The sequence below is a fragment of the Curtobacterium sp. ME12 genome, assembly GCF_903970855.1.
Classification (GTDB): Bacteria; Actinomycetota; Actinomycetes; order Actinomycetales; family Microbacteriaceae; genus Curtobacterium; species Curtobacterium poinsettiae_A.
On the sequence record NZ_CAJCKD010000003.1, the window covers coordinates 159,973 to 185,792 of the forward strand.

The 25,820-nt window shown below is 70.3% G+C and carries 23 protein-coding genes; 14 read left to right on the plus strand and 9 right to left on the minus strand.

What is annotated here, in order from left to right; all coding sequences use genetic code 11:
- Window positions 1–21: 21 nt before the first annotated feature.
- Window positions 22–1,173, minus strand: coding sequence for a glycosyltransferase family 4 protein (locus H7A73_RS03295; protein WP_182064654.1), 1,152 nt, complete (start codon window positions 1,171–1,173; stop codon window positions 22–24).
- A 130-nt stretch (window positions 1,174–1,303) separates the two neighbouring features.
- On the opposite strand from H7A73_RS03295, the gene H7A73_RS03300 reads away from it, so the two are divergent.
- From H7A73_RS03300 to H7A73_RS03320, 5 genes are all read left to right on the plus strand, one after another.
- Window positions 1,304–2,563: a glycosyltransferase family 4 protein gene (locus H7A73_RS03300; protein WP_220456585.1), complete on the plus strand. Its 1,260-nt coding sequence runs from the start codon at window positions 1,304–1,306 to the stop codon at window positions 2,561–2,563.
- The gene (gene gmd, locus H7A73_RS03305) at window positions 2,560–3,588 is read left to right on the plus strand and encodes a GDP-mannose 4,6-dehydratase (RefSeq protein ID WP_182064656.1); all 1,029 of its coding nucleotides are present in this window, start codon (window positions 2,560–2,562) and stop codon (window positions 3,586–3,588) included. Before H7A73_RS03300 ends, gmd begins: the two co-directional genes overlap by 4 nt.
- On the plus strand, window positions 3,588–4,559 hold the full coding sequence (locus H7A73_RS03310) for a GDP-L-fucose synthase family protein (protein ID WP_182064657.1): 972 nt from the start codon (window positions 3,588–3,590) through the stop codon (window positions 4,557–4,559). Before gmd ends, H7A73_RS03310 begins: the two co-directional genes overlap by 1 nt.
- A 35-nt stretch (window positions 4,560–4,594) precedes the next feature.
- Window positions 4,595–6,415: a DUF4012 domain-containing protein gene (locus tag H7A73_RS03315; RefSeq protein WP_182064658.1), complete on the plus strand. Its 1,821-nt coding sequence runs from the start codon at window positions 4,595–4,597 to the stop codon at window positions 6,413–6,415.
- Window positions 6,416–6,795: 380 nt separating this feature from the next.
- The gene (locus tag H7A73_RS03320; RefSeq protein WP_182064659.1) at window positions 6,796–7,359 is read left to right on the plus strand and encodes a hypothetical protein; all 564 of its coding nucleotides are present in this window, start codon (window positions 6,796–6,798) and stop codon (window positions 7,357–7,359) included.
- Window positions 7,360–7,428: 69 nt separating this feature from the next.
- Here the strand turns inward: H7A73_RS03320 and H7A73_RS03325 are convergent, their stop codons facing one another.
- Window positions 7,429–7,893 (minus strand): VanZ family protein, encoded by a 465-nt coding sequence (locus H7A73_RS03325; protein WP_182064660.1) that lies wholly within the window; start codon window positions 7,891–7,893, stop codon window positions 7,429–7,431.
- 259 nt (window positions 7,894–8,152) lie between these two features.
- On the opposite strand from H7A73_RS03325, the gene H7A73_RS03330 reads away from it, so the two are divergent.
- The 3 genes from H7A73_RS03330 (at window position 8,153) to H7A73_RS03340 (ending at window position 14,768) form a co-directional block, all read left to right on the plus strand.
- The gene (locus tag H7A73_RS03330) at window positions 8,153–8,482 is read left to right on the plus strand and encodes a hypothetical protein (protein ID WP_071248415.1); all 330 of its coding nucleotides are present in this window, start codon (window positions 8,153–8,155) and stop codon (window positions 8,480–8,482) included.
- Window positions 8,483–8,583: 101 nt separating this feature from the next.
- Complete coding sequence (locus H7A73_RS03335; RefSeq protein WP_247737336.1) at window positions 8,584–8,913, plus strand: hypothetical protein; 330 nt, start codon at window positions 8,584–8,586, stop codon at window positions 8,911–8,913.
- A 281-nt stretch (window positions 8,914–9,194) separates the two neighbouring features.
- Window positions 9,195–14,768 (plus strand): Ig-like domain-containing protein, encoded by a 5,574-nt coding sequence (locus tag H7A73_RS03340; RefSeq protein ID WP_182064662.1) that lies wholly within the window; start codon window positions 9,195–9,197, stop codon window positions 14,766–14,768.
- Window positions 14,769–14,854: 86 nt separating this feature from the next.
- Here H7A73_RS03340 and H7A73_RS03345 read toward each other — a convergent pair whose 3' ends face one another.
- The 3 genes from H7A73_RS03345 to H7A73_RS03355 all read right to left on the minus strand — a co-directional run bounded on the left by H7A73_RS03345 (window position 14,855) and on the right by H7A73_RS03355 (window position 17,036).
- Window positions 14,855–15,586, minus strand: a complete 732-nt coding sequence (locus tag H7A73_RS03345) for an SOS response-associated peptidase (RefSeq protein ID WP_182064663.1) — start codon at window positions 15,584–15,586, stop codon at window positions 14,855–14,857.
- 130 nt (window positions 15,587–15,716) lie between these two features.
- On the minus strand, window positions 15,717–16,346 hold the full coding sequence (locus H7A73_RS03350; RefSeq protein WP_182064664.1) for a hypothetical protein: 630 nt from the start codon (window positions 16,344–16,346) through the stop codon (window positions 15,717–15,719).
- Between the two features lie 3 nt (window positions 16,347–16,349).
- Window positions 16,350–17,036 carry a hypothetical protein gene (locus H7A73_RS03355; RefSeq protein ID WP_182064665.1) on the minus strand — a complete coding sequence of 229 codons (687 nt, stop codon included), beginning with the start codon at window positions 17,034–17,036 and terminating at the stop codon, window positions 16,350–16,352.
- 237 nt (window positions 17,037–17,273) lie between these two features.
- On the opposite strand from H7A73_RS03355, the gene H7A73_RS03360 reads away from it, so the two are divergent.
- Both H7A73_RS03360 and H7A73_RS03365 read left to right on the plus strand, forming a co-directional pair.
- Window positions 17,274–17,699, plus strand: a complete 426-nt coding sequence (locus H7A73_RS03360; RefSeq protein WP_182064666.1) for an organic hydroperoxide resistance protein — start codon at window positions 17,274–17,276, stop codon at window positions 17,697–17,699.
- A gap of 10 nt (window positions 17,700–17,709) precedes the next feature.
- Window positions 17,710–18,096, plus strand: a complete 387-nt coding sequence (locus H7A73_RS03365) for a YchJ family protein (RefSeq protein WP_182064667.1) — start codon at window positions 17,710–17,712, stop codon at window positions 18,094–18,096.
- Between the two features lie 33 nt (window positions 18,097–18,129).
- Here the strand turns inward: H7A73_RS03365 and H7A73_RS03370 are convergent, their stop codons facing one another.
- Window positions 18,130–18,996 (minus strand): shikimate dehydrogenase family protein, encoded by an 867-nt coding sequence (locus H7A73_RS03370; protein WP_182064668.1) that lies wholly within the window; start codon window positions 18,994–18,996, stop codon window positions 18,130–18,132.
- Between the two features lie 58 nt (window positions 18,997–19,054).
- Between H7A73_RS03370 and H7A73_RS03375 the strand changes: the two genes are divergently transcribed.
- On the plus strand, window positions 19,055–20,062 hold the full coding sequence (locus tag H7A73_RS03375; RefSeq protein ID WP_259362671.1) for an iron-siderophore ABC transporter substrate-binding protein: 1,008 nt from the start codon (window positions 19,055–19,057) through the stop codon (window positions 20,060–20,062).
- A gap of 114 nt (window positions 20,063–20,176) precedes the next feature.
- Here H7A73_RS03375 and H7A73_RS03380 read toward each other — a convergent pair whose 3' ends face one another.
- On the minus strand, window positions 20,177–20,581 hold the full coding sequence (locus H7A73_RS03380) for a DUF1304 domain-containing protein (protein ID WP_182064669.1): 405 nt from the start codon (window positions 20,579–20,581) through the stop codon (window positions 20,177–20,179).
- A 60-nt stretch (window positions 20,582–20,641) separates the two neighbouring features.
- Between H7A73_RS03380 and H7A73_RS03385 the strand changes: the two genes are divergently transcribed.
- The 3 genes from H7A73_RS03385 to H7A73_RS03395 are packed head-to-tail and all read left to right on the plus strand — an operon-like array spanning window position 20,642 to window position 22,481.
- On the plus strand, window positions 20,642–20,965 hold the full coding sequence (locus H7A73_RS03385) for a chorismate mutase (protein ID WP_182064670.1): 324 nt from the start codon (window positions 20,642–20,644) through the stop codon (window positions 20,963–20,965).
- Window positions 20,962–22,050: a lactonase family protein gene (locus H7A73_RS03390; protein WP_182064671.1), complete on the plus strand. Its 1,089-nt coding sequence runs from the start codon at window positions 20,962–20,964 to the stop codon at window positions 22,048–22,050. The genes H7A73_RS03385 and H7A73_RS03390 overlap by 4 nt, the downstream gene beginning before the upstream one ends.
- Window positions 22,051–22,052: 2 nt before the next feature.
- Window positions 22,053–22,481: a GNAT family N-acetyltransferase gene (locus H7A73_RS03395; RefSeq protein ID WP_259362673.1), complete on the plus strand. Its 429-nt coding sequence runs from the start codon at window positions 22,053–22,055 to the stop codon at window positions 22,479–22,481.
- A gap of 21 nt (window positions 22,482–22,502) precedes the next feature.
- On the opposite strand, the gene H7A73_RS03400 is transcribed toward H7A73_RS03395, so the two are convergent.
- Together H7A73_RS03400 and purL are read right to left on the minus strand one after the other, a co-directional pair.
- A complete protein-coding gene (locus H7A73_RS03400; RefSeq protein WP_182064672.1) occupies window positions 22,503–23,423 on the minus strand; it encodes a 2-hydroxyacid dehydrogenase in 921 nt (306 codons plus the stop codon).
- 13 nt (window positions 23,424–23,436) lie between these two features.
- Window positions 23,437–25,818 (minus strand): phosphoribosylformylglycinamidine synthase subunit PurL, encoded by a 2,382-nt coding sequence (gene purL / locus H7A73_RS03405; RefSeq protein ID WP_259362674.1) that lies wholly within the window; start codon window positions 25,816–25,818, stop codon window positions 23,437–23,439.
- Between the last annotated feature and the right edge of the window lie 2 nt (window positions 25,819–25,820).

A 25,820-nucleotide genomic window follows, 5' to 3' on the forward strand; every position in this document is an offset into this window, starting at 1 on the left:
TCTGCGAGGAGCGACCTCGTTTCACCACATCTTAGGGCGGCCAGATCTCGTCTTGACGCTTTGCAGCAGCGAGTTGATCGCGTCGGTGTACCGGTCCACCATGCCCGCCAGGGCGAAGGCAGGTCTCTTGGCGGCGACTGCGGAGGCGAGCCGATCTGCGGCCTCCGGATGGTCAGCCAGCGAGGTCATAGCCTCCGCGAGCGCCGCCGGTTCTGGTGCACACACCAGGCAGTCCGTCCCCGGCTCGAGATAGTCGAACTCCGGTCCGTGCCGAGTCCCTCGCGTTGTGATGATCGGGAGCGCCATGGCCATACTCTCGACCGCCACCAGACCGACGCGGCCAGGGTTGAGGAGGGCGACGGCAACCCGCGCGATGTCCGCCTTCGCCGCGGCTTCGACATACCCGAGCATCCGGACCTGGCCGCGGTCGCGCGAGCGCTTGAACTCGGGCTCGAGCTCACCTCGGCCGCCCACCAGCAACTGAACCGACGGACGTGTCCGCCAAAGGAGATCGAGCGCTGCGACAACGAGATCGACGCGCTTGCTCTCGTCGATGCCTCCGATCATCGCGAACACTGGTCCGTCGCCCAGCCCGAGACGCTCGCGAATGGATAACGGGTCGATCGAGCGCCGCTGCTCGATCGCATGACTCAGATCCGTTGTGTCGACAGTGTTCTGAAGATTGGTCACTCTGTCCGAAGGGACCCCCCAACGACGAGCGAGCGCCGTACCTCGCTCTGTATAGGCGAGCACCCGGGACGACGAGCGCGCCTGCCATCGCCGGAGTGCGCGGGAAAGTGCAGTGTCCGGTTGGACGAAGGCGTCCACGTGACCCCACACCGCGACGGGCCGCCGACGTTGCATCAGCGCCCCGTACGTGGTGAAAGACCCGGCAGCGAGCTCGGCGACGATGACATCTGCGTCGCGCCAAGAGCTCCGTCCCCAACCGGTGCGGAAGTGAATCGGTCCCATCTTCAGGGAGGTTGTGCGCACGAGACGTTCTTGAACCCCCTCCAAGGAGGCGCTGTCATGCCGGTCTGCCTGCGACCCGGTGGGTTCACCGCTTGCGATGACCAACTCGTGTCCCTGCGCCCGAAGGCGCGTCGCGAGTTCGGTGAAGAGCGGAACTCGGTACGACGGGACGTACGGCTGCATGATCAGGACTCGCGCCATCGCGAACCTTCTTTCGAATTGACAAGGCACAGGGTAGCCGGACACAGCACGCGTCCGGAGTGTTTCTTGATTCGGACATCGTGCTTTCCATGCGAGGTCAAAGCCGCGCGCCTGTTATGTTCAGCCGGTGATGAGTCCCCTGTCGGTTCTGCTGATCGGCATCAACTTCGCCCCGGAGACCACCGGAATCGCGCCGTACTCGACTGGCCTCGCAGAGGACCTGGTGCGTCGTGGAGGACACGTCCGGGTGCTGACCGCGCATGCGCATTACCCGCAGTGGCGGTTCGACGGAGCGCCCGGGCGACACACACGTGAGGAACGTGCGGGCGTTCGCGTCGACCGTTTTCGGCACCGTTTGCCGTCGAAGCCGGGCGGCGTCGCTCGGGCGCTCTCCGAGGTCTCTTTCGGGATCGTCACGAGTACGACACGCTTCGGGCGACCCGACGTATTGGTCCTCGTGTCGCCGGCTTTGTTGTCGAGCGCGATCAGCTTCGTCCGCTCGCGGCTGTTCACCCGGGTGCCCGTGGTCATCTGGGTTCAGGACTTGTATTCGTTGGGCCTCGATGAGCTCAGTGAGCGTCCCGGGTTGATGGCGCGAGCGGTCGCACGGCTCGAAGGGTGGCTCCTTCGACGGGCCGACGGCGTCGTTGTCATCCACGAGCGATTCCGAGACACAGTGGTGGAGCGGATGAACGTCCTGCCCAGCAAGGTCACAGTGGTCCGGAACTGGTCACACCTGGAGGAGATCGAGGTCGTAGACCGTGTCTCGTCGCGCAGGGAACTCGGGTGGGCCGACGACGACATCATCGTCCTCCACGCTGGGAACATGGGCGTCAAGCAAGGGCTTGAGAACGTTGTGGAGGCCGCCCGGCTCGCCTCTGAGCAAGGCAGCCGTGTTCGCTTCGTCCTGCTGGGCGACGGGAACCAGCGCACGATGCTCGAGCAGGCGGCGACGGGCGTCGAAGCACTACGGATGCTTCCATCGCTGTCGGACGACGCCTTCCGCCGTGCGCTGGCTGCCGCCGATGTCCTCCTCGTGAACGAGAGGCCCGGGGTTGCCGGCATGGCAGTCCCGAGCAAGCTCACGTCGTACTTCAGCACCGGCCTTCCGGTGCTTGCGGCTACTGACCCTGGCAGCGTCACCGAGAGCGAGATCCTCCTTTCCGGAGGCGGAACTTCTGTGCCTGCGGGTGATCCTCAGGCGCTCCTGTCAGCAGCGGAGATGCTGGGTGGGGACAGTCTTCGCTCCGTGGAGATGGGCCGAGCAGGTCGGCGTTTCCGAGACGAGCGTTTGTCGAGCCGCGCATCATTCGACACATATGCTCAACTGCTGCAAGGGTTGGCGCAGGGGCGTCGGACGGACACATCCACGGAATCGGGGAACGATTGACCAAGCGCGCGCTCATCACGGGCATCACCGGACAGGACGGGTCGTACCTGGCCGAGCTGCTGCTGCGGAAGGGGTACGAGGTGCACGGGCTCATCCGTCGTGCGTCCACGTTCAACACCTCGCGGATCGACCACCTGTACGTGGACCCGCACAACCCGGACGCCAGGCTGTTCCTGCACTACGGGGATCTTGGTGACGGCGCGCGGCTCGTCAGCCTGCTCAGCGAGCTGAAGCCCGACGAGGTCTACAACCTCGCCGCGCAGTCACACGTGCGGGTGTCGTTCGACGAGCCGGAACACACCGGCGACGTGACGGGTGTGGGCACGATGCGCATGCTCGAGGCGGTGCGCGTGTCCGGTATCCACACGCGCTTCTACCAGGCGTCCTCCTCCGAGATGTTCGGTGCCACCCCGCCGCCGCAGAACGAGGAGACGCCGTTCTGGCCCCGTTCTCCCTACGGCGCCGCGAAGGTCTACAGCTACTGGGTGACCCGGAACTACCGCGAGGCCTACGGGATGTTCGCGGTGAACGGCATCCTGTTCAACCACGAGTCGCCGCGTCGTGGTGAGACGTTCGTCACCCGCAAGATCACCCGCGCAGTCGCTCGGATCAAGGCCGGCCTGGAGGACCACGTGTACCTCGGCAACCTCGACTCCGTCCGCGACTGGGGGTACGCCGCCGAGTACGTCGAGGGCATGTGGCGGATGCTGCAGGCCGACGAACCGGACGACTTCGTGCTCGCGACCGGTGGTGACTTCACGGTCAAGGACTTCCTGACGACGGCGTTCTCGCACGCTGGGTTGAACTGGGAAGACCACGTGCGGTTCGACGAGCGGTACCTGCGACCGAGCGAGGTGGACGCCCTCGTCGGTGACGCTTCGAAGGCCAAGGAGAAGCTCGGTTGGGAGGCGACCGTCGACACGGCCGAGCTGGCGAGGATCATGGTCGACGCCGACATCTCCGCCCTCGAGCACGAGGGCCGTCCCTGGATCGACACCGTCCGTCTCGAGAGCTGGGGTTCCTGATGACCACGACCGACTTCACCCCCGGTCCGATCGATCGAGCTGACCGCGTCTACGTCGCGGGACACCGCGGCCTGGTGGGTTCGGCGGTCTGGCGCAAGCTCGAGTCGGAGGGCTTCACCGACGTGGTCGGACGGACCTCGTCCGAGCTCGACCTGAAGGACCGCGGCGCGGTTTTCGCCTTCTTCGCGGACCAGCAGCCGAAGCACGTCGTGCTCGCCGCCGCCAAGGTGGGCGGGATCATGGCGAACAACACCTACCCGCAAGACTTCCTCAGCGAGAACCTGCAGATCCAGGTCAACGTGATGGACGCCGCGGTGGAGCACGGTGTCGAACGGCTCGTGTTCCTCGGCTCGTCCTGCATCTACCCGAAGATGGCCGAGCAGCCCATCCACGAGGACGCACTGCTCACGGGCCACCTCGAGCCGACGAACGACGCCTATGCCATCGCCAAGATCGCCGGCATCCTGCAGGTGCAGGCCGTCCGTCGACAGTTCGGCCGTCCGTGGATCTCGGCCATGCCGACCAACCTCTACGGCCCGGGTGACAACTTCTCGCCGACCGGCTCCCATGTCCTGCCGGCGCTCATCCGCCGGTACGACGAAGCCGCTCGCAGCGGTGCATCGACAGTCGAGAACTGGGGGACCGGGTCGCCCCGTCGTGAGTTCCTGCACGTCGACGACATGGCGGCTGCGGTGTTCCACCTCATGGAGCACTACGACGGCCCTGACCAGGTCAACGTCGGTACCGGGTCGGACGTCACGATCAGGGAGATCGCGGAGACGATCGGCAAGATCGTCGGGTTCGAGGGCGAGACGGTCTGGGACACGACGAAGCCGGACGGGACCCCGCAGAAGCTGCTCGACGTGTCGAAGCTGGCGGACGCCGGATGGACGGCGCAGATCGGCCTCGAGGACGGGCTCCGCAGCACCATCGACTGGTACCGCGAACACGCGGATTCCGTCCGTCAGTGACGGGTGTGGGACGTACGGAACCGTAGGATCGCCTCATGTCCGACCAGCCCGAGTCGCGACGCACTGCAGTACGCCGGGGGTCCAGGGCCCGGATCGTCCTGTGGGTCGTCCTCGCCCTAGTCCTGCTGCTGATCCTCGCCGTCGCCTGGGTCGGTGTCCGCGGCATGCTCGCGAAGGGGCACCTGGAGCGGGCTGTCGGGGACGTGGACACCCTCCGGTCCCAGCTCAGCGGCGGTGACACCACCGGCGCCCAGAAGACGGCGCGTCACCTCGAGGACGAAGCAGCGTCGGCTCGGTCACTGACCGGCGATCCCGTCTGGGGCGCTGCGCAGTCCGTGCCGTTCTTCGGGACCAACCTGCGGGCCGTGCGGGACGTCTCGGTGATCGTCGACGACGTCGCCAGCGACGCCGTCAGTCCCGTCGCCGGCGTCATCGACGGCCTCGGGTCGGACTCGTTCGCACCGAAGAACGGCAGGATCGACCTCCAACCGATCGAGGACGCGCAGCCGGCGGTCGCCGAGGCCACGAAGACGCTCCAGCAGGCACGCGCCGACGCGGCACGGATCGACACCAGTGGAACGCTGTCGCCGGTCACCACCGCCGTGGGGCAGCTGCGGAACGCGTTGTCCTCCGCGTCCGACCAGGCGGTCGCGGCGAACCGCATCGTGCAGCTCGCGCCGGCGATGCTCGGGCACGACGGGGACCGGAACTACCTGCTGCTGTTCCAGAACAACGCCGAGTTGCGCGCGGGCGGGGGCATCCCCGGTGCAGTGGCGCTCCTGCAGGCGAAGGACGGTGCCGTCGGCCTGGGGAGCCAAGCGTCCGGGTCGTCCTTCGGACCGTACGACAAGCCGGTGCTTCCGCTGACCGACGACACGCGTGGGCTCTACGGAGACATCACCGGCGAGTACATGCAGGACGTCACCCTCACACCGCGATTCGACGTGTCGGCGAAGCTCGCCCGGGAGATGTGGAAGCAGCGGTTCGGGCAGCAGGTCGACGGCGTGCTCGCCATGGATCCCGTGACGCTGAGCTACCTGCTCCGGGCGACCGGCCCCGTGCAGCTGCCGACCGGCGACACCTTGACCGCGGACAATGCCGTCCAGCTGCTGCTGAGCGACGTGTACGCCAAGTACCCCGACCCGGTCGTGCAGGACGCGTTCTTCGCGTCCGCCGCCAGCGCGGTGTTCGACAAGGTCGCGTCGGGCGGATTCGACACGAAGTCGTTCGTGTCTGCGCTGACCCAGAGCTCCGATGAGGGCCGCCTGCGGCTCTGGAGCGCCGAGAAGGCCGAGCAGCGCCGCATCAGCGGGACGCCGATCGCCGGCGAGCTGCCGACGGCGACCGCCGACTCGAGCCAGTTCGCCGTCTACCTGAACGACGGCACCGGCTCGAAGATGGACTACTACCTCGACAAGAGCGTCTCCGTCGGCAGCTCGGTGTGCCGGAAGGACGGCCGCCCGACGTCCGTCGTCCAGATCACCATCAAGAACACGGCACCAGCCGATGCGGCGACGAGCCTCCCCGAGTACGTCACCGGCGGTGGGAACTTCGGCGTCGAGCCCGGCAAGATCAAGACCCTGCTCGCGGCGTACGCACCCGAGGACGCGATCTTCCTCGGTGCCACCGAGGACGGCAAGACGACGGCCGTGCAGACGGCAACCGACGGCGGGCACCCCGTGGCCCAGCTGCAGACCCTGCTCGCCCCCGGCGAGAGCCTGACCTACCGTGTCGCCTTCCTGGGTGAAGCGAAGTACGCGAAGGCAGCGGTGCAGGCGACCTCGACCCCTGGCGTCCGGCAGGCCGAGGCGAAGCCTCTGACGTTCGATTGCGAGCGGCCTCTCGCCGCTGGCTGAGGTCGGAAGCTCCGCAAAGCGAACCAGAAGAATGCCCCCACTCCGAGGGGCAGTAGACGAACCTGTCCGGGGCCAAAGCCTCTTGAGCCGCCGCACAGTGTGCGGCACGCACACTCCTGAGCGGCTCTCATCTGGGGTTTCTCTCGCGAGCAGCTACGGCGTGTCCGCGACGGGACACATCGACTCGCCGAGAGAACGGGTGAACACACGTCGACCAATGATCAAAATCCACGTGATCTGGTACCAAGCTGGGAAACTCCGCTAGATTGAGACAACTTCGCCATCACAACCGCCATTTCCATGGCTGGGGTCAACCACCGGCGGATCAGCGGGCTCTGGGTGTCAGGGTCTGGATCATCAGATCTTTAGGGGAACCATTCATGAAGAAGCTCATCGCAGCGGTGGTGCTGGCTGGCGCCGCACTGCTCGCCACGCCGGCCGTCGCCAACGCCGCCGGTTACACGCCTGACTCCGACGTCTCCGTCTCCGGCACCGCCGTCGCCGGTGGCACCGCTTCGGTGAACTTCACCGAGGGCGCGTTCCAGGACAACGAGACCGTCAACGTCCAGGTCACCGGTGCCGGTGCGGTCACGCTCGGCGCGCTGCCGACCACGACCGTCTCGAAGACCTACACGGCCGCTTCGGATGGTTCGCTCGACGTCAACGTCACGTTCCCCCAGGGCGCCTCGGGCACCTACAACCTGACCGCCACCGGCGCCACCTCGGGCGTCGTCGGCTTCGCGGCCTTCACCGTCGCCCCGGCTGACGCTGCTGCTGTCCCCGCCGCTGGCGCGGGCGCCGGCACCGGCACCGACGGCACGCTGGCCTTCACGGGTTCGACCGTCTCCGCCCTGGCCCTCTGGGTCGCCGGCGGCGCAGTCGTCCTCGGTGGTGGCCTCCTGCTGGTCCGCGGCTCGGTCCGTCGCCAGCGCGAGTCCGTCTGAGTCTCGACACACTGAACGAAGCCCCCGGAGCATCTGCTCCGGGGGCTTTTTCGTGTCTGGAGATCGTCCTCAGCGTCGTCGAGCCGCCCGGCTGAGCAGCAGCACACCCACAACCGCGCCCAGGAGTGCCCCCACGCCGTTCGCGAGGACGTCGTCGATGGTCGCGGTGCGGGCGGGTAGGAACAGCGCCTGACCGGTCTCGATGCACGCGCTGACGACGAGCCCCGCGGCGATGGCGGCCCACCACCACCGCGCACCGGCGAGCAGCACCACGAGCAGGCCGAGCGGCACGAAGTAGACCACGTTCGCCAGGGACTCCACGGTGGCGTAGTCGATGCGCTCCGGCAGGCCGTGACGGTGCGCGGCTGTGAGGATACGGGTGAGCCACGGGGCTCCTGCAGCGTCGACGGGGGAGCCCCAGAACCCGACGAGCGCCAGGGCGACGCCGTAGGCGATCGCCAGCCCCGTCGCGAACCGACGGCTGCGCCAGGTGGCCGGGGCGCGGTCGTCGACGCGGGGCTTGTCGGAGGTCACGTGCCGACGCTAGCGAGTCGCGCCTCCAGGCAGGTGTCCGAACCATCTCGTCCCCCGATCGCGGCGATCCGGAAAACGAGTACCCCGATCCTGGCGCTGTACCCCGGAAGTGCGACGCACCTGCCCGGAAATCCGGGGCTGCCCGACGGATGGCATTGACGAAACCCGTGAATCGACGGGCCTGGCTGGCGATCCCCTCGGTACTTCTCGTAGCGTTCTGGTGTCAGCCGATGTACCCCGGATCGTGAAGGAGAGCGACATGAGCATCACCGTGAACAACGCGACGCAGGCCGAGGTCACCCTCGACACCGACACCGTGGACACCATCGCGATCCTCGAGGCCGATGCAGCGCTCTCCTCGCGCCCCAAGCGCGCCAAGGTCACCTGGGTGCAGGAAGACCAGGGCGAGTGGATCGCCGGTTACGGCGGGTACTTCGGCGGCAGCGTCGACAAGCGCGACGACCGGTACGTGGCCTCCGACACCTTCGGGCTCGTCGTGGGCGAGTTCTCGTCCCTCGAAGAGGCGCAGACCAAGCTCGAGGACCAGCTGCACGTCATGCTCCCGCCGGTCATCCGGCCGGTCGAGTGACGACAGCGGACACCAGCTCCACCGGCGTCGACCGCGACGCCCGCACCACCCGGAACCACCGGCACCACCCAGCACGCAGCACCGCACGAAGGAGCAGGACCATGAGCACGACCGTCGCCCACCGCCAGCAGGCCGAGGTGACCCTGGACACCCAGACGATCGAGGTCATCGCCGAGATCGAGGCCCAGGTCGTGGCTCCCGTGCAGGCAGCCCCCGTCCGCATCTCGTGGGCCCAGGCCGACACGGGCCTGTGGGTCGCGAACTACGGCGGCTACTACGGCGGCACCGTCGACCGTCAGGGCACCCACTTCTTCGTCGCCGACACCTTCGGTGAGTACGTCGGGGACTTCCGCTCCCTCGACGAGGCGAAGGCACGCCTGGCCGAGCGCCTGCACGTGCTGCTGCCGGACGTGATCCGTCCGACCGTGTGATCCGCTGCTGATCGCTCGCTGATCCTCGAACCCCCGCCGGCCTGCCGGCGGGGGTTCTTCCGTGTGCCCGGGGCGCGCACGGGTCGCGACGGCGGGCCGTCGAGCGCCGTGGCGTGCCGGGCTGCCGCGTGACCCCTGAACGAGTGGTCCCCCCTATTGGGGACCCGTACTGTCCCCATCCGAACACGAGGAACTGCCAGGATCAACCTGGCGCCAACGACCGTTCTCCCTGATCCTCCGGTCGGTCTCGGTGCCCGCATCGTCTCGACCCGAAAGTGATCATGCAGCGTACGAACCCGGGCACCGCTGTGCCCACCGACGGTCCTGACCGTCCTGTCGGCACCCGTGCCACCCGCCGACCCGGCCTGCGCGCCGTCGCCGTGCTCGGCGCGGCGCTCCTGGTGGGCACCGGGCTGACCGCCACATCAGCGGTCGTCGCGGCCGCGCCGGCCTCGGCCGTCAGCGCCACGAAGGACGGCGCCATGGTCTGCACGCCGCAGGAGACGCTGTACGCGATCGACGGCACCGGCAAGGTCGTCGCGGTCGACATCAGCACCGGGGCCTCACGGGGGACGACCGCCGACGTCACGAACCTCGGTACCGGCGCGAACAACGGTCTCGGCATCTCGCGCGAGGGCGTCTCGATGTTCGCGGCGTCGAACAACCAGACGGCGACCCTGCGGCAGTTCGACCCGAAGACCGGTGTCGCGTCCGACCCGGTCGCGACGGACAAGACGCGCACCGTCATCCGGGGCGCGGTCAACCCGGTGACGGGGATCTACTACTACGGCGACAACGCCGGGTGGCTCGGTGCGTACGACCCGTCGACGGGCAAGTACCTCGGCCAGGTCGGTCAGATCAACGGGCTCACGAAGCGCAACGCCGCGGACACCGCGAACGCCAACGGTGACTTCGCGTTCAGCTCGCGCGGCCTGTTCTTCGTCGTCGCGGCGAACAAGGTCTACCGCGTCAACGTCGACCAGGTGCCGGCGACCGCGGGCACCACGGCGATGAGCACCACCGAGATCGCGACCCTGCCGGCGAGCACGAACAGCCCCGGCATCGCGTTCTCGTCGGACGGCTACCTCTACGTCTCCAACACCGTGACGACCAACAGCGTCGCGACGACCACGATCTACCAGCTCGACCCGACCTCGGGCAAGGAGGTCCGCAGCTTCCCCATCGTCGGCAACTACGCCGCGAGTGACCTGGCGAGCTGCAACTACGCCGACACCGTCACGGGTGCGGCGAGCGTCGACCAGCGCTGGGGCAGCGGCGACCAGTTCACCCTGGCCATCAGCGGGGGCGGCATCGACCCGGCGACCGCGGGCGTCTCCGGTACCACGGCCGGCTCCGCCACGGGCGTGCAGGCGCAGAAGGCCGGCGCCGTCCTGACGACGCCGAACAAGGACTACACGGTCGAGCAGACCGCCGCGGGCACCACCGACCTGGCGAACTACGACACCACGTGGAAGGCGGTCGACCAGACGACGGGCACGACCGTCGCCAGCGGCACCGGCACCACGGGGACCTTCACCTTCCCGGCAGCCACCACCGCGGACGGCACGGACGTCCTGGTCACCTTCGCGAACACGCTGAAGGCCACGCACGTCACCACCAGCAGCGACACCGCCACGACCCCCACCGGCACGGCGCTGTCGGTGCCGGCTGCCTCGGGTGTGCTCGCGAACGACCGCGGCACCGGCCTGTCCGTGGTCTCGAACACCACGCCGGCGCACGGCACCGCCACGGTCGCCGCCGACGGCTCGTACACGTACACCCCGGCCAGCGGGTTCTCGGGCTCGGACACGTTCCAGTACACGGCGAAGGACTCGTCGGGCCAGACCTCGACCAGCACCGTGACCGTCACCGTCGCACCGAAGGGCTCCGACGACGCGTACAGCGTGCACGCGGGCACAGTGCTGAAGGTGAACGCCGCGGACGGCGTCCTGGCGAACGACCGCGGGTCGGACCTGACCCTCACCGGCCACGGCCAGCCGTCCCACGGCCTGGTGAAGATCGCCGCCGACGGGTCGTTCTCGTACGGTGCCGAGAAGGGGTACTCCGGCCCGGACTCGTTCACGTACACGGCGAAGGACGGCTCCGGCGCGACCGTCACCGCGACGGTGCGGCTCACCGTGCTGCCCACCGCCACGGCCGATGCGGTCACCGCGACGGCCGGGTCGTCGACGACCGGCAACGTGCTCACGAACGACCTGGGCACCGGCCTGACGGTCACGGGCAACAGCACCCCAGCACACGGCTCGGCGACGGTGCGACCTGACGGCTCGTACTCGTACACGCCCGCCGCCGGGTTCTCCGGCACCGACTCCTTCACGTACACCGTGACCGACGGCAGCGGCGGGACCGACACCGTCACGGTCACCGTGCAGGTCGCCCCGGCCGCGCAGGACGACACGGTCAAGGTCGCCGCGGGCGGCACGGCCACCGCCGGCACCCGGGCGACCGGCGTGCTCGGCAACGACTCCGGCACCGGGCTCACGGTGGCGTCGAATACGTCCCCCTCGCACGGTGCGCTGACGCTCGACCAGGCCACCGGCACGTTCACGTACACGCCGACCGAGGGGTACTCCGGCCCCGACGCGTTCACGTACACGGCGGTCGACCGCTCCGGTTCGCCGAGCACCGCGACCGTCTCGATCACGGTCAACCCGACCATCGGCGCCGACTCCGCGTCGACGGACGCCGGCACCCCGGTGACGATCGACGTGCAGGCCGACGACCGTGGTTCGGACCTCGAGACCACGATCGTCACCGGCCCGTCCCACGGCACGGCCGTCGTCGCAGCGGACGGCTCGGTCGAGTACACGCCGACCGCCGGCACGTCCGGCAGCGACTCGTTCACCTACACGGTGACCGACGGCAGCGGTGTCACCACCGGTGCGGCGACCGTCACGATCACCGTGCGGCCCATCGCGACGGCCGACACGGTGTCGACCCGGGCCGACGAGGCGCTGACGATCGACGCCGCCACCCTGACCGGCAACGACCGGGGCACGGGGCTGACCGTGACCGACGTGACCGCAGGCGGGGCCGGCGGCACCGGCACCGGCACCGGCGAGACCGGCGCCACCCGCGGCACGGTCACCCTCGACCGTGGCACCGGCCGCGTCGTCTACACCCCGGCCGACGGCTTCTCGGGGACGGACACCTTCACCTACACGGTGACCGACACCGCCGGCCGCTCCACCACCGGCACGGTCACGGTCGTCGTCGGCCCCCGCGCCACGGCCGACACCGCCACCGCCACGGCCGGCTCGACGCTGACCGTCGCGAAGGGCGACGGCGTGCTCGCGAACGACCGGGGCACCGGCCTGACCGCGGTCGTCGACCAGCAGCCCGCACACGGCACGGTCGAGCTCGCGGCGAACGGCTCGTACACGTACACACCGAAGGACGGCTTCTCGGGGACGGACACCTTCACCTACACGGCGACGGACCCCGCCGGCCGCACCACCACCGGCACCGTGACGGTCACGGTCCGTCCCGGCACGGAGCCCGACACCGTCACCGTCGCGGCGGGTGGCAGCACCACGGTCACCTCCGGCGCCCTGACAGCCAACGACCACGGCACCGGCCTGACCGTCGTGTCCGTCACCGACGGGAAGAACGGCACCGCGACCCGCAACGACGACGGCACGGTCACGTACACGCCGAAGGACGGCTTCTCCGGCACGGACACCGTCACCTACACGGTGACGGACCCGTCGGGTGCCACGAACACCGGCACCGTGACGGTCACCGTCACCCCGGTCGCCGGCGGTGGGTCGACCTCGGCCGAGGCCGACGCCACCACCACCGTGCCGGCCGGCACCGGCCTGCTCGACGGGGCGAAGGGCACCGACCTGGCGGTCACCGACCACACGAAGCCCTCGCACGGCGAGGTCACGGTCGACGAGGACGGCTCGTACACGTACAAGCCCGAGCCCGGCTACTCCGGCCCGGACGGGTTCGACTACACGGTCACCGACGGCTCCGGCGGGACGACCACGGGCACCGTGACGATCGTCGTCGCCCCGAAGGCCGCCGCGGACACCGCGACGACGAGCGCCGCGACCCCGGTCGACGTCGCCGTCACCGGCAACGACTCGGGCACGGCGCTCGCCGTCACCGCGGTGTCGAAGCCCGGCCACGGCACCGCCACGACCACCGGCAGCACGACGGCCGGAGCCAGCTCGGTCACGTACACGCCCGCCGACGGGTTCTCCGGCACGGACACGTTCACCTACACGGTGACCGACCCGACCGGTGGCACCGCGACGGCGAGGGTCACCGTGACCATCACGCCGACCGCGGTCGCCGACGCCCTGCGCACCGCGGCGAACACCGCGCTGCCGATCAGCGGCGCGACCCTGACCGGCAACGACCGCGGCGCCGGCCTCACCGTCACCGCGCACGGCCGCGCCGAGCACGGCACCGTGACCGAGGGCACCGAGCCCGGCTCACTCGTCTACACCCCGGCCAAGGGCTTCTCCGGCGCGGACACGTTCGAGTACACGGTGACCGACGGCGCCGGACGGACGTCGACCGCGACGGTCACGGTCGTCGTCGGCGTCGCCGCGGTCGACCACTGGCACACCATGTCGACCAACCGCAGCATGCGCATGGCCGCCGACAGGGGCGTGCTGGTCGGCGACTCCGGTCGTGGGCTCTGGGCCGCCATGGAGACGAAGCCGTTCAACGGAACGCTGTCGCTCGAGAAGGACGGCTCGTACGTCTACACGCCCACGGCGAACTGGTCCGGACGTGACTGGTTCACCTACTCGGCCAACGACGCCGACGGCACCGCGGCGTTCGCGCGCGTCGTCATCGACGTCGCTCCGGCCGCGAAGGACGACAAGGCCACGACCACGGCCGGCAAGACGGTCCGGGTCGCCGGCCACGGCGTGCTCGGCAACGACCACGGTGACGCCCTGACGGTCGTCGCGGTGGGTCACGCCCGTCACGGCACGGCCTCGATCGCCGCCGACGGAACGTTCGTCTACACCCCGGCGAAGGGCTTCTCGGGCACCGACACCGTCACGTACCGTGCGCAGGACTCGATGGAGCAGCAGGTCGACGCCACCGTCACGATCACGGTCGGCATCGCCGCGGCGGACGACTCCGGGCACACCGTGTCCGGCACGCCCGTGGCCCGTGACGCCCGCCACGGCCTGCTCGCCGACGACCAGGGCACCGGCCTCACCGCCGCCCCGGGCCAGAAGCCCGCCCACGGCACCGTGACGATCCAGCGGAACGGCGCGTACGTCTACACCCCGGCCGCCGGCTTCACCGGCAAGGACACCTTCACCTACACGGTGACGGACGCCTCGGGGCAGACGGCCATCGCCACCGCGACCATGACCGTGGTCGCCGCGGCGGTCGCCACCGACGACTCCGCCACCGGGATCGTCGGACACCGGGTCGTCGTGGATCCGCTCGACAACGACTCCGCCACCGGCGGCGCCACGTTCGAGCCGGGCACGCTGCACCTGCTCGACCCGGAATCCGGCACGCCGACCGACCGCGTGGTGGGCGCCGACCAGGGCACGTGGACCATCCGCGACGGCCGGGTCGTCTTCACCCCTCGCGACGGCTTCACTGGAACCGCCTTCGTCGGTTACGCGGTCACCGACAGCGCGGGACAGACGGTCACCGCGACCGTCACGGTCACGTTCCCGACCGGGCTCGCCGCGATCGTCCACGGCACCGAGCTCGCCTTCACGGGCGTGACCGGGCTGGTGGGCCTCGGGCTCGCGGCGCTCGCGCTCGTGCTGGCGGGCGTGCTCCTGGTGACCCGACGACGGATCGCGGTCCGCGTCGTGCCGGGCATCCGCCGCAGCGCACGTCCGTAACAGGGCACCGGACTGGAGGCCCGGATCACCGCAGCAGACCCGCTGCGGTGATCCGGGCCTCCCGTCTGCGCGCGGGGCGCGACCGCCTACGCGACGGGCGCGATGAGCTGCGGTCCGTCGTTCCGCACGCTGTTCACCGTGCGGGAGACCTCGTACTGCTCGAGCCCCGCGGCCACCGTCAGCGACTCGTGGTCGAGCAGGGCCAGCAGGTCGTCGGCGTGCAGGTCGCCACCGAGCCAGTCGTCGTAGCCGTCGGGCGTCAGGAACGCCGGCATGCGGTCGTGGACCTCGCCCGGGGCGACGTGGGCGTCACGGGTGATGATCGCGAGCGACAGCCGCCACTTGTCCGGGTCGCCCTCGGGCTTCGTGGGGTCGGGCCAGGCGCTCACGACGCCGGCCATCGCCAGGGCGCCGCCGGGTTCGTGCACGAAGTGGGGTTCCTTACCGTCCTCGCGCACCACCCACTCGTAGTACCCCTGCGCCGGGACGATGCAGCGGTTCGTGGCGAAGGCGCGCTTGAACATGCCGCTCGTCGCGACCGTCTCGATGCGGGCGTTGATCGGCTTCGGCCGCTGCTTCTGGAAGTCCTTCGCCCAGCTCGGCACGAAGCCCCAGCTGATCTGCGGCAGCTCCCGTTCACCGTGCCGCTGGCGGACGGCGTACACGGGGTCGGTCGGGGCGATGTTCCAGCTCGGGGCGAGGCCGGGGTGCACCTCGCCGGTGTCCTCGTCGACGTGCTCGGTCCGGGCGGCGAGCTCGCCCATGAGCTCGGGCAACAGATCGGCCGTGGTGTCGGAGACGACGAACCTTCCACACATGCGCCCAGTGTGCCCGTCGCCGCCGACAGTGGTGCGGGTCCGGGTGCCGGTGCGGGTGCGGCTCGGGCTCGTCGGTTCGCCGAGTGAGCAGAAGACGTCGGGTGCGACTGCGCGACCCGACGTCTTCTGCTCACTCGATGGGGCGAGCGGACGTCCCGGGTGCGGGCTCGAGGGACTCGGCGGACAGGCGGGCGCGTTCGGAGCGGCCGAGGCGGACGACGTACTCCGACAGCCCGACCGTGTACGCCGCGAACCAGAGCACGTGGAACCAGCTGGCGGGCCCGAGGACGAACGCCCCGAGGACGGCGACGAGACCCGAACCGAGCAACGGTGCCGTCCGGGCGAGCGTACCGATCAGCCCCCGCCGCAGCAGGACGGCGTCGGTGCGGACGATCTCGCGGTGTTCCGGCAGGACCGGCACCGGCCGACGCTGCACGTACAGCTGCGTGGCACCCCGCGCGGCGAGTTGCCACGAGGGCCGCACCTGCCGACCGTTGATCGTGGTCGAGGGGTCCGGCGGCTGCCACGTCGGGATGCACGCGAAGGTGAGCAGTCCGACGCCGAGCGCCAGCAGCACCATCGCGACCGCGCTGCGGACCGGGGCGGTCCCCGTCCAGTCGACCCGGGCCTCCAGGACGGCCATCCCGACCAACGCGACGACCGCCGCGGACCCGGACCACCGGGCAGCGCGACGGACGCGTGCCGGATCCAGCACGTCCGTGACGTGGCGGCGGAACACCTGCCAGCCGAGCGTGAACACGGGTCACTCCTCCGGCAGGGCGAGCTTGCTGCCGCTCCGCGCGCCGGGACGGCCGCGGGGTGGCAGGCGCGGGGGAACCGGTGGGAGCGCTTCGGCCTCGACGCGGAGCTGCTCCTGACGGCCGAGGGTGCGCAGGCCGCCGATCGCGGTGACGGCGCCGGTCAGGGGCACGATGAACCAGAAGGCGGACAGCCCGACGAGCCCGTCGCCGGCCGGCACGGTGGCGACGTTGACCACCACGGTCGCGACGAGCGCCAGGGCCCAACCGCCGAGCAGCAGGAAGCCCCGGAACGCGTTGCGGACGATCAGGTCGCGGGTCTCGGGCATGCGGTCGAGGACGGCGTCACGGTGTTCCGGGTCGACCGGAGGCGGATTGCGGCGGTAGTACCGGGCGACGGCCTCCTGTGCGCGCCATCCGATGCCGGGGATCGGCGGGACCGCCCACCCCTTCGGGCCGATCGGGACGAAGCACGAAACGATGCCGCCGACGCCGGTTGCGAACAGCGCCGATGCGACCAGCCACACCGCGAGGGGGACCGAACCGTCGTCGACGAGCAGTGCGACCGCCTGGAACACGACGAAGGCGACCACTGCGACGACGGCGGCGACGACCACGACACGACGGCGGTACTGCGGCCCGATGAGTGCGGGGAACCGCTCCCGGAACACCTGCCAGCCGATCTTGAACACCCGTCATGTCTACCCGGTGGGGGTGCAGGGCGCCCGGACGCTCGCGTTCGCGAGCAGAAGATGTCGGGTGCGGGCGGGGGACTCGACACCTTCTGCTCACTCGATGCATCGCGCATCGCGCGCCGGCCCCGCAGCCCCCACCCGGACACGCCCGAGCGTTCCCGCCCGGAGCCGCCGCACCCGCGATGTGGTGCTGCCGCTCAGGATTCGCCCAGGCGAGCACGGTGGCCTCGGAGCATGAGTCTCGACATCGTCTACACCGCCGCTGCCCACGCCACCGGGGGCGGCCGCGACGGGCACGTCCGCAGCGAGGACGACCGGCTCGACCTCGACACCCGCCCGCCCAAGGAGATGGGCGGCAGCGGCGAGGGCACGAACCCCGAGCAGCTCTTCGCCGCCGGGTACGCCGCGTGCTTCCTCGGTGCCCTGCACGCCGCCGGCAAGGAGCTCGAGGTGGACACCACCGGCGCCGAGGTCTCCGCCGAGGTCGGCATCGGCGGCGCCGGCAACGGCGCCTTCGGCCTCGCCGTCGAGCTCGACGTCTACGCCCCGAAGGCCCCGCAGGAGCAGCGGCAGCGCCTGGCCGAGCGTGCACACGAGATCTGCCCGTACTCGAACGCCACCCGCGGCAACATCACCGTGACCCTGTCCATCGTCGACTAACGTTCCGCCGGTGGTCACCGACGCGACGCGCTGCCCCTGCCTGAGCGGCAACCCCTACGGGGAGTGCTGCGGCCCCCTGCACGCCGGGGCCGTGGCACCGACCGCGGAAAGGCTCATGCGCTCCCGCTTCAGCGCCTTCGCGCTGGGCGTGCCGGAGTACCTGCTGCTCACCTGGCACCCGCGCTCCCGGCCGGCCGGGCTCGAGTTGGACCGGTCCCAGCGCTGGACCCGTCTGGACGTGCTGGCGACCACCTCGGGAGGCCCGTTCGACTCCCACGGCACCGTCACGTTCCGCGCGTGGTGGCGTTCCGACGACGAGCGCGGCACGCTCGAGGAGACGAGCGACTTCGTCCGCGAACAGGGACGATGGTTCTACGTGGACGGCGTGGTCGCCTGACGGACGTCGTCGCCGTCGCCGTCGCCTCCGGGGCTAGCGGCCGATGACCGCCGGCAGGCCGACCGCGGTGCGCATCGCGCGGCGGACGCCGGCCTCGTCGGGGAGCAGCTCGTCCTCGTCACCGGTCAGGAAGAACCGGATCTGCCCGATCGCCTGCTCGGTGAGCATGTCGAGGCCGTTCAGCACGCGGCCCCCGGTCTCGGCCCACCGGCTGGCGACCGCGGTGGGCCACGGTTCGTAGGCGACGTCGAACAGCACGGCGTCGGGCCCCGACGGACGGAACTCGAGGGGATCGGCGGCACCACCCGGCAGCGTCGACAGGACGAAACCGTGGTGCGTGCCGGCGAGTTCGATCAGCGGGTGCACCTCGAGCGTCACACCGAGCCGGACGGCCAGGTCGACGAGCGCGTGCGCCTTCGCGGTGTCTCGGACGAACACCCGGACGAGCGACGCCCCGAGCCGGACGGCAGCGGTCAGTGCGCTCGCCGCGGTGGCTCCGCCGCCCAGGATCGTGGCCTCGCCGGGCAGGTGTCCGAGCGCCTCGACCGGGCGGACGAGCCCCTGCACGTCGGTGTTCGCGCCGGCTCGGACGATCGTCGAGCCCTCGTGGCGGAACGCGACCGTGTTGGCGACCCCGAGCTCGTCGACGAGCGGGGTGGTGCGGTCGAGCAGCGGCAGCACCTCGCGCTTGAGCGGCATCGTGAGGCTCAGCCCACGCCATTCCGGACCCAGCCCCGCGACGAACGCGGCGAGCTCGCCGGACGCGACCTCGTGCCTCCCGTACGTGAAGGGCAGGTCGAGCGCGTCGTAGGCCGCTGCGTGGAGCGTGGGGGAGAGCGAGTGCGCGATGGGGGAGCCGAGCACCGCGAGGTGCGTACGGCCTGGATCGGTGAACGCCACGGTCACCCAGCCTAGCCAGCCGTGTTCCTGAGCACTCCGTTAGGTTAGGCTACCCTTCGTGAACCGTTCTCCCTTGCGTCTCCGACGCGTGCTCGCCGCAGCCGGCGCCGTCGTCGCAGCGTCCCTCGTCCTCGCCGGCTGCGCGTCCGGCTCCGGCTCCTCGACCGACTCGGCGTCGTCGGGGTCGTCCGACGCCGCGTTCCCGGTCTCGATCACGACCGGCCTCGGCACCACCACCATCGCGTCGGCGCCCAAGCGCGTCGTCGCGCTCGGGTGGGGCGACGCCGAGACCGCGCTTGAGCTCGGGGTCCAGCCGGTCGGCGCGAGCGACTGGCTCGCCTTCGGCGGCGACGGAGTCGGTCCGTGGCTCAAGGGTGCGTACGACGAGTCGCCGAAGATCATCCAGACGCTCGAGCCGAGTTACGAGGACATCCTCAAGCTCGACCCCGACGTGATCCTCGACGTGAAGTCCTCGGGTGACAAGGAGCGGTACGACAAGCTGTCCGCGATCGCGCCGACCGTGGCGATCCCGAAGGGCGGCGAGAACTACCTCGCCTCGACCGAGCAGCAGACGACCATGATCGCCAAGGCACTCGGCAAGGAGTCCGAGGGCAAGAAGCTGCTCTCGGGCCTCGATGACGCCTACGCCGCAGCACGCAAGGCGCACCCGGACTTCGAGGGCAAGACGGCCGTCGTCGGTGCCTACAGTTCCGAGGGCTTCGGGGCGTACGCCTCCACCGACAGCCGTTCGACCTTCATGCGGAACCTGGGCTTCGAGATCCCGAAGGCCATCGACGAGCAGGCCGGCAAGGAGTTCTCCGTGCACCTGTCCGACGAGAACCTCGACCTGCTCGACGCCGACCTGACGCTCATCCTGCCGATCTACGTCGACGCGTCGGAAGCGTCGTCGAACAAGCTGTTCCAGAAGGTGCCGTCGGTCGAGGCCGGGCACGCGATCGTCTTCGACGACAAGGACGTGTCGTCCGCGTTCTCGATGGGCACCACGGCGGCGATCGAGTGGGCGCTCGACAAGCTGCCGGCGCAGTTCGAGGAGAAGCTCGGCTAGAGCTGGTCGTTGCTGCTGGCCCGGTTCCGCCGGTCAGTACCGCGAAAGCGACAGGGTGCCACCGATGTCCGGTGGCACCCTGTCGCTTTCGCAGTTCGGGAGAGGAGCGGTGGGCTAGACGCCGACGGTGGAGCCCAGCAGCGCGAAGAGCAGCGCGATCAGGGGGAGCGTGCCCTGCTTGAAGGCGGAGTTGACGTACTTGCGACCCGTGCCGAGCAGGATCACCGCGGCACCGAGCATGCTCGCGGTCGAGAACACCACGAGGGTCCAGCCGCTCACGGTGTTGCCGGCGAGGACGAGCACGACGCCGAGGATCGCCCCGATCGCCAGGAACAGGTTGTAGAAGCCCTGGTTGAAGGCGAGCGAACGGGTCGCCACGGCTTCGGTCTCGGAAGCGATGCCGAAGATCCGGCGTGCCTGCGGACTGGTCCAGATGACCGATTCGAGGAAGAAGATGTACACGTGGACGAGCCCCGCGAGGACCGCGCAGACACCCGAGATCACCAGCAGGACCGACATGTGCACATTCTCGCAGCAGCGGGCCGGGTTCCGCTGCACGTCCGCCAGTAGGCTCGGACCATGAACGACGACGTCACCCCGCCCGAGGCCGACGCGAGCGCCGTCGCCGAACTGCGGAGCATCCGGCAGAGCATCGACAACATCGACGCCGCCGTGATCCACATGCTCGCGGAACGCTTCAAGTACACGCAGCGCGTGGGACACCTGAAGGCCGAGTCGGGCATGCCGGCCGCCGACCCGGACCGCGAACGGATCCAGGTCGCACGGCTCCGGTCGCTCGCCGCCGACTCCCACCTCGATCCCGCCTTCGCCGAGAAGTTCCTCAACTTCATCGTCGCCGAGGTCATCCACCACCACGAGCGCATCGCGGGCCGCGACGAATGAGCGCCGAGCTGCCGTCGCTGCTCATCGGGTCGTACACGGCGACCGGCGGCGGGAACGCCACGGGCATCTCGCTGGTCGACGCCGGACCGGTCGAAGCCGTTCCGGCGCCTCGGACCGTCGCGGTGCTCGACGACCCCTCGTTCCTGGCGGTCTCGGCTGACCGGGTCTACGCGGTCTCCGAGACGAACGACGGCGCAGTGTCGGCCTTCCGGCTGCAGGGCGGCGCACTCGAGCACCTGTGGGACGCCCCCGCCGGCGGAGACGCCCCGTGCCACGTGCGGGTCGACCCCTCGGGTGCGCTCGTCGTCACGAACTACGTCTCCGGCACGGTCACGGCGATCTCCCTCGCCCCGGCCGAGTCGCACGCCGCCTCGGTGACCGCCAGCGACGGCGTGGTACTGCACGCGGACGCCGACCAGCGCTCCGTGCCGGCCGAGGCCGTCGCGGTCGCCGTGCTGCCCGACGCGACCGGTCCCGACGAAGACCGCCAGGACGGCCCGCACGCCCACCAGTCGATCGCGACTCCGGACGGCACGGTGCTCGTCGCCGACCTCGGCGGCGACGCCCTGCACGAGTTCCGCGTGTCGGTGTCGGCCGACGGGGTCCCCGACATCGAGACGCTCCGCGTGCACCACGTGACACCCGGCGCCGGCCCGAGGCACATGGCCTGGATCGACGGTGACCTGCTCGTCGCCGGTGAACTCGACGGGCACGTGCACCGCCTGCGTCGCGACGACTCCGGCTCGTTCGTGACGATCGCCGCCGCGCCGACGTTCGACGGTGCCGTGGGGGAGTCGCTGCTCAGCCACATCGAGGTCGACGAGGCCGGCCGCGCGTACGTGGCGGTGCGCGGGCGGGACCTGCTCGTGGTGCTCGACGCGCGTGACGGCGGGCTCGTCGTCGTCGGGTCGGTGCCCTGCGGTGGGGTCTGGCCGCGGCACTTCGCTCGCGTGCCCGGGTTCGTCCTGGTGGCGAACCAGATGTCCGACGCCGTCGCCGTGCTGCCGCTCGACGCCGAGGGCATGCCCGGCGAAGCCGTCGCGCAGATCCCGGTCGGCACCCCGACCTGCGTCGTCCCGCTCTGACCGTGACCGCCGGGAAGGAACAGCCCGAGTACCGCATCATCGTCGGTGCACCGCCGCTCGAGGACTACCTGCGGCTGCGCCGGGACTCCGGTCTGTCCCCGAAGGACCCCGCCCAGGGTGCCGGAGCGATCGCGGGCAGCTGGTCGGCGTGCCACGTGGTGGACGAGCACGGCACGCCCGTCGCGATGGGTCGCACGATCGGCGACGGCGGGTGGTACTTCCACATCGCCGACATCGCCACCGATCCCGCACACCAGCGGCAGGGTCTCGGCCGTCAGGTCGTCGAGTGGTTGCTGGCGGACGTCCGCGACCGTGCACCTGCGGGCGCGTACGTCACGCTCGTCGGAGACCCGCCGGGGCAGCGGCTCTACCGGTCCCTCGGCTTCGAGGACGTCGCGCCGAGCCTGGGGATGGCGCTGCGACTCGAGTGACGCCGCGGTTCCGCTCGCTCGTCAGAACTCGATCAGGTTCTCGAACGGGCGACCCTCCGCCAGCGCGGCGACCTGTTTGCGCATCAGCTCGATCGACCGCGGCACGCTCAGGTCGGTGTTGCCGCCGACGTGCGGGGTGAGCACGGTGTTCGGGGTCGTCCACAGCGGGTGTCCGGCGGGCAGGGGCTCCGGGTCGGTGACGTCGAGGGCCGCGAACAGCCGCTCCGACCGCAGCTCGGCGACCAGGGCGTCGGTGTCGACGACCTTGCCGCGCGCCACGTTCACCACGAGGGCGCCGTCCGGCAGCGCCGCGAGCAGCTCCGCGTCGACCAGGCGCTCGGTCTCGGCGGTGAGGGGGGCGATGAGCACGAGCACGTCGGTCGTCGGAGCCAGGTCGGGCAGCTCACCGAACGCGTGCACGTGCCGGCCGTCCTGCTCGCGAGCGGTCCGGGCGACCACGGTCACCTCGGTGCGGAACGCCTCGAACCGGGTGGCGATCGCGGACCCGATCGCCCCGTAGCCGACGACGGTCACCCGGCGGTCGGCGAGCGATCGGGTCTCGCGGGAGTCCCAGACGCCGTTCGCACGGTCGACCTGGAACGCCGAGATCTCGCGGAGTGACGTCAGCGCGAGGCCGACGGCGAGCTCGGCGGTCTCGTCGTCGTGGATGCCACGACCGTTCGCCAGCTGCGCGTGTCCGGGCACGTGCGGGACGGCGTGCTCGTACCCGGCGCTCGGCAGCTGCAGCAGCTGGAGCTCGGGCAGGTCGTGCACGAACTGCCAGCGGTGCCGCCCCTCGAAGTAGAACGGCAGGAACGTGATCGCGACGTCGTCCGGGCGACCGTACGGCGACTCGACGTCCCAGACGTCCAGCTCGATGCCGTCCGGCACGGGGCCGAACCGGTCGACGAGCTCGGCGAAGGGCAGGGTGACGATCGGCATCGGCGACCCGGACCTAGGCGTCGGTGCGCGGCGAGAAGGCACCGTCGGAGTCGAGCGGCCCGCGGCCGACGTACCCCTCGGTGACGTCCTCGACGATCACGTCGCCGAAGCGGGCCGGCAGCGTCGCGGCGTGGGTGCCGCGCAGCTCGTCGACCGTGGCCTCGAACGCGCCCTGGACCTCGAGCGTGCTCGACGTCGCGTCGGTCACGCCGATGCGCAGCACCGGGAACCCCCGGCCGTCGCACATGCCCTGGAACCGCACGTCGTCCTCGCGGCGGACGGTCACGATGACGCGACCGGTCGACTCGGAGAACAGCGCCGTCGCGGTGTCGATGCCGTCGCGGGCCTCGAGCTCGTCGAGCACCACGCGGGCGCCGATGCCGAAGCGGAGCACGGACTCGGCGAGCGACTGGCCGAGGCCGCCGTCCGCCAGGTCGTGCGCGCTGGTGAGCAGCTGCTCGCCGGACGCCGCGTACAGCAGTTCGGCGAGGGCCTTCTCGCGCTCGAGGTCCACCGCCGGCGGACGCCCACCCAGGTGCCCGTGCACGGTGCCGGCCCACGCGGAGCCGTCGAGCTCGAGGCTCGTGGTGCCGAGCAGGTAGATGTTGTGGCCGTCGTCCTGCCACCCCGACGGCACGCGCTTGGCGACGTCGTCGATGATGCCGAGCACGCCGACGACGGGCGTCGGGTGGATCGGGGTCGTGCCGGTCTGGTTGTAGAACGACACGTTGCCGCCGGTGACCGGGATGCCGAGCTCCATGCAGCCGTCGGCCAGGCCCTCGACCGCCTCGGAGAACTGCCACATGACCTCGGGGTTCTCCGGAGAGCCGAAGTTCAGGCAGTCGGTGACGGCGGCGGGGACGGCACCGGTGACGGCGACGTTGCGGTACGCCTCGGCCAGGGCCAGGCGTGCACCCTGCTTCGGGTCGAGCTGGCAGTAACGACCGTTGGCGTCGGTCGCGATGGCGACACCGAGCCCCGTCTCCTCGTCGACGCGGATCATGCCGCCGTCGTCGGGGAAGGACAGCGCGGTGTTGCCGAGCACGTAGGTGTCGTACTGGTTCGTGACCCAGTTCTTCGACGCCAGGTTCGGCGAACCGAGCAGGCTGAGGAACTGTGCCTTCAGTGCGGGGCCGTCGGCCGGCCGGTCGAGCGAGGCGGCGGTGTCGGCCTGCAGCGCGTCGATCCAGGTCGGGTAGGCGACCGGGCGGTCGTAGACCGGGCCGTCGACGGCGACGGTGCGCGGGTCGACGTTCACGATCTCCTGCCCCTGCCAGTCGATGACGAGTCGGCCGGTGCCGGTGACCTCGCCCAGCACGCTGGTCTCGACCTCCCACTTGCCGACGACGCTCAGGAACTCGTCGAGCTTGTCGGGGCGGACGACCGCCATCATGCGCTCCTGGCTCTCCGACATCAGGATCTCTTCGGCGGTGAGCGTGGGGTCGCGGAGCAGGACGTCGTCGAGCGAGATGTGCATGCCGCCGTCACCGTTGCTCGCGAGCTCCGAGGTGGCGCAGGAGATGCCCGCGGCGCCGAGGTCCTGGATGCCCTCGACCAGGTCCTTCTGGAACAGCTCGAGGCAGCACTCGATCAGGACCTTCTCGGCGAAGGGGTCGCCGACCTGCACGGCCGGACGCTTCGTCGGGCCGCCCTCGGTGAAGGTGTCGGACGCCAGGATCGACGCGCCGCCGATGCCGTCGCCACCGGTACGGGCACCGAACAGGACGACCTTGTTGCCGGCGCCGGACGCGTTCGCCAGGTGCAGGTCCTCGTGGCGCAGGACGCCGACCGCGAGGGCGTTGACCAGCGGGTTGCCCTGGTACACCGGGTCGAAGTAGGTCTCGCCGCCGATGTTCGGCAGGCCGAGGCAGTTGCCGTAGAACGAGATGCCACCGACGACGCCGTGCACGACGCGTGCGGTGTCCTCGTGGTCGATCGCGCCGAAGCGGAGCTGGTCCATCACGGCGACGGGGCGGGCGCCCATCGAGATGATGTCGCGGACGATGCCGCCGACACCGGTGGCCGCGCCCTGGTACGGCTCGACGTAGGACGGGTGGTTGTGCGACTCGACCTTGAAGGTCACCGCCCAGCCGTTGCCGACGTCGACGACTCCGGCGTTCTCGCCCATGCCGACCATCAGGTTCTTCGTCATCTCCGGCGTGACCTTCTTGCCGAACTGACGGAGGTAGTTCTTCGAGGACTTGTAGGAGCAGTGCTCGCTCCACATCACCGAGTACATCGCCAGCTCGCCCGAGGTGGGGCGGCGGCCGAGGATCTCCTTGATGCGGGCGTACTCGTCCGGCTTCAGGCCCAGCGCGTCGTACGGCTGCTCCTTGTCGGGGGTGGCTGCCGCGTCCTGCACGGTGTCGGGCTTCGGGCGAACGGGTGTCGTCACGG

Excerpts from the sequence above, each read along its gene's own strand:
- H7A73_RS03295 (WP_182064654.1), bottom strand. The coding sequence starts at position 1,173 with ATGGCGCGAGTCCTGATCATGCAGCCGTACGTCCCGTCGTACCGAGTT.
- H7A73_RS03300 (WP_220456585.1), top strand. The coding sequence starts at position 1,304 with ATGAGTCCCCTGTCGGTTCTGCTGATCGGCATCAACTTCGCCCCGGAG.
- H7A73_RS03310 (WP_182064657.1), top strand. The coding sequence starts at position 3,588 with ATGACCACGACCGACTTCACCCCCGGTCCGATCGATCGAGCTGACCGC.
- H7A73_RS03315 (WP_182064658.1), top strand. The coding sequence starts at position 4,595 with ATGTCCGACCAGCCCGAGTCGCGACGCACTGCAGTACGCCGGGGGTCC.
- H7A73_RS03320 (WP_182064659.1), top strand. The coding sequence starts at position 6,796 with ATGAAGAAGCTCATCGCAGCGGTGGTGCTGGCTGGCGCCGCACTGCTC.
- H7A73_RS03330 (WP_071248415.1), top strand. The coding sequence starts at position 8,153 with ATGAGCATCACCGTGAACAACGCGACGCAGGCCGAGGTCACCCTCGAC.
- H7A73_RS03335 (WP_247737336.1), top strand. The coding sequence starts at position 8,584 with ATGAGCACGACCGTCGCCCACCGCCAGCAGGCCGAGGTGACCCTGGAC.
- H7A73_RS03340 (WP_182064662.1), top strand. The coding sequence starts at position 9,195 with ATGCAGCGTACGAACCCGGGCACCGCTGTGCCCACCGACGGTCCTGAC.
- H7A73_RS03345 (WP_182064663.1), bottom strand. The coding sequence starts at position 15,586 with ATGTGTGGAAGGTTCGTCGTCTCCGACACCACGGCCGATCTGTTGCCC.
- H7A73_RS03360 (WP_182064666.1), top strand. The coding sequence starts at position 17,274 with ATGAGTCTCGACATCGTCTACACCGCCGCTGCCCACGCCACCGGGGGC.
- H7A73_RS03380 (WP_182064669.1), bottom strand. The coding sequence starts at position 20,581 with ATGTCGGTCCTGCTGGTGATCTCGGGTGTCTGCGCGGTCCTCGCGGGG.
- H7A73_RS03385 (WP_182064670.1), top strand. The coding sequence starts at position 20,642 with ATGAACGACGACGTCACCCCGCCCGAGGCCGACGCGAGCGCCGTCGCC.
- H7A73_RS03390 (WP_182064671.1), top strand. The coding sequence starts at position 20,962 with ATGAGCGCCGAGCTGCCGTCGCTGCTCATCGGGTCGTACACGGCGACC.
- H7A73_RS03400 (WP_182064672.1), bottom strand. The coding sequence starts at position 23,423 with ATGCCGATCGTCACCCTGCCCTTCGCCGAGCTCGTCGACCGGTTCGGC.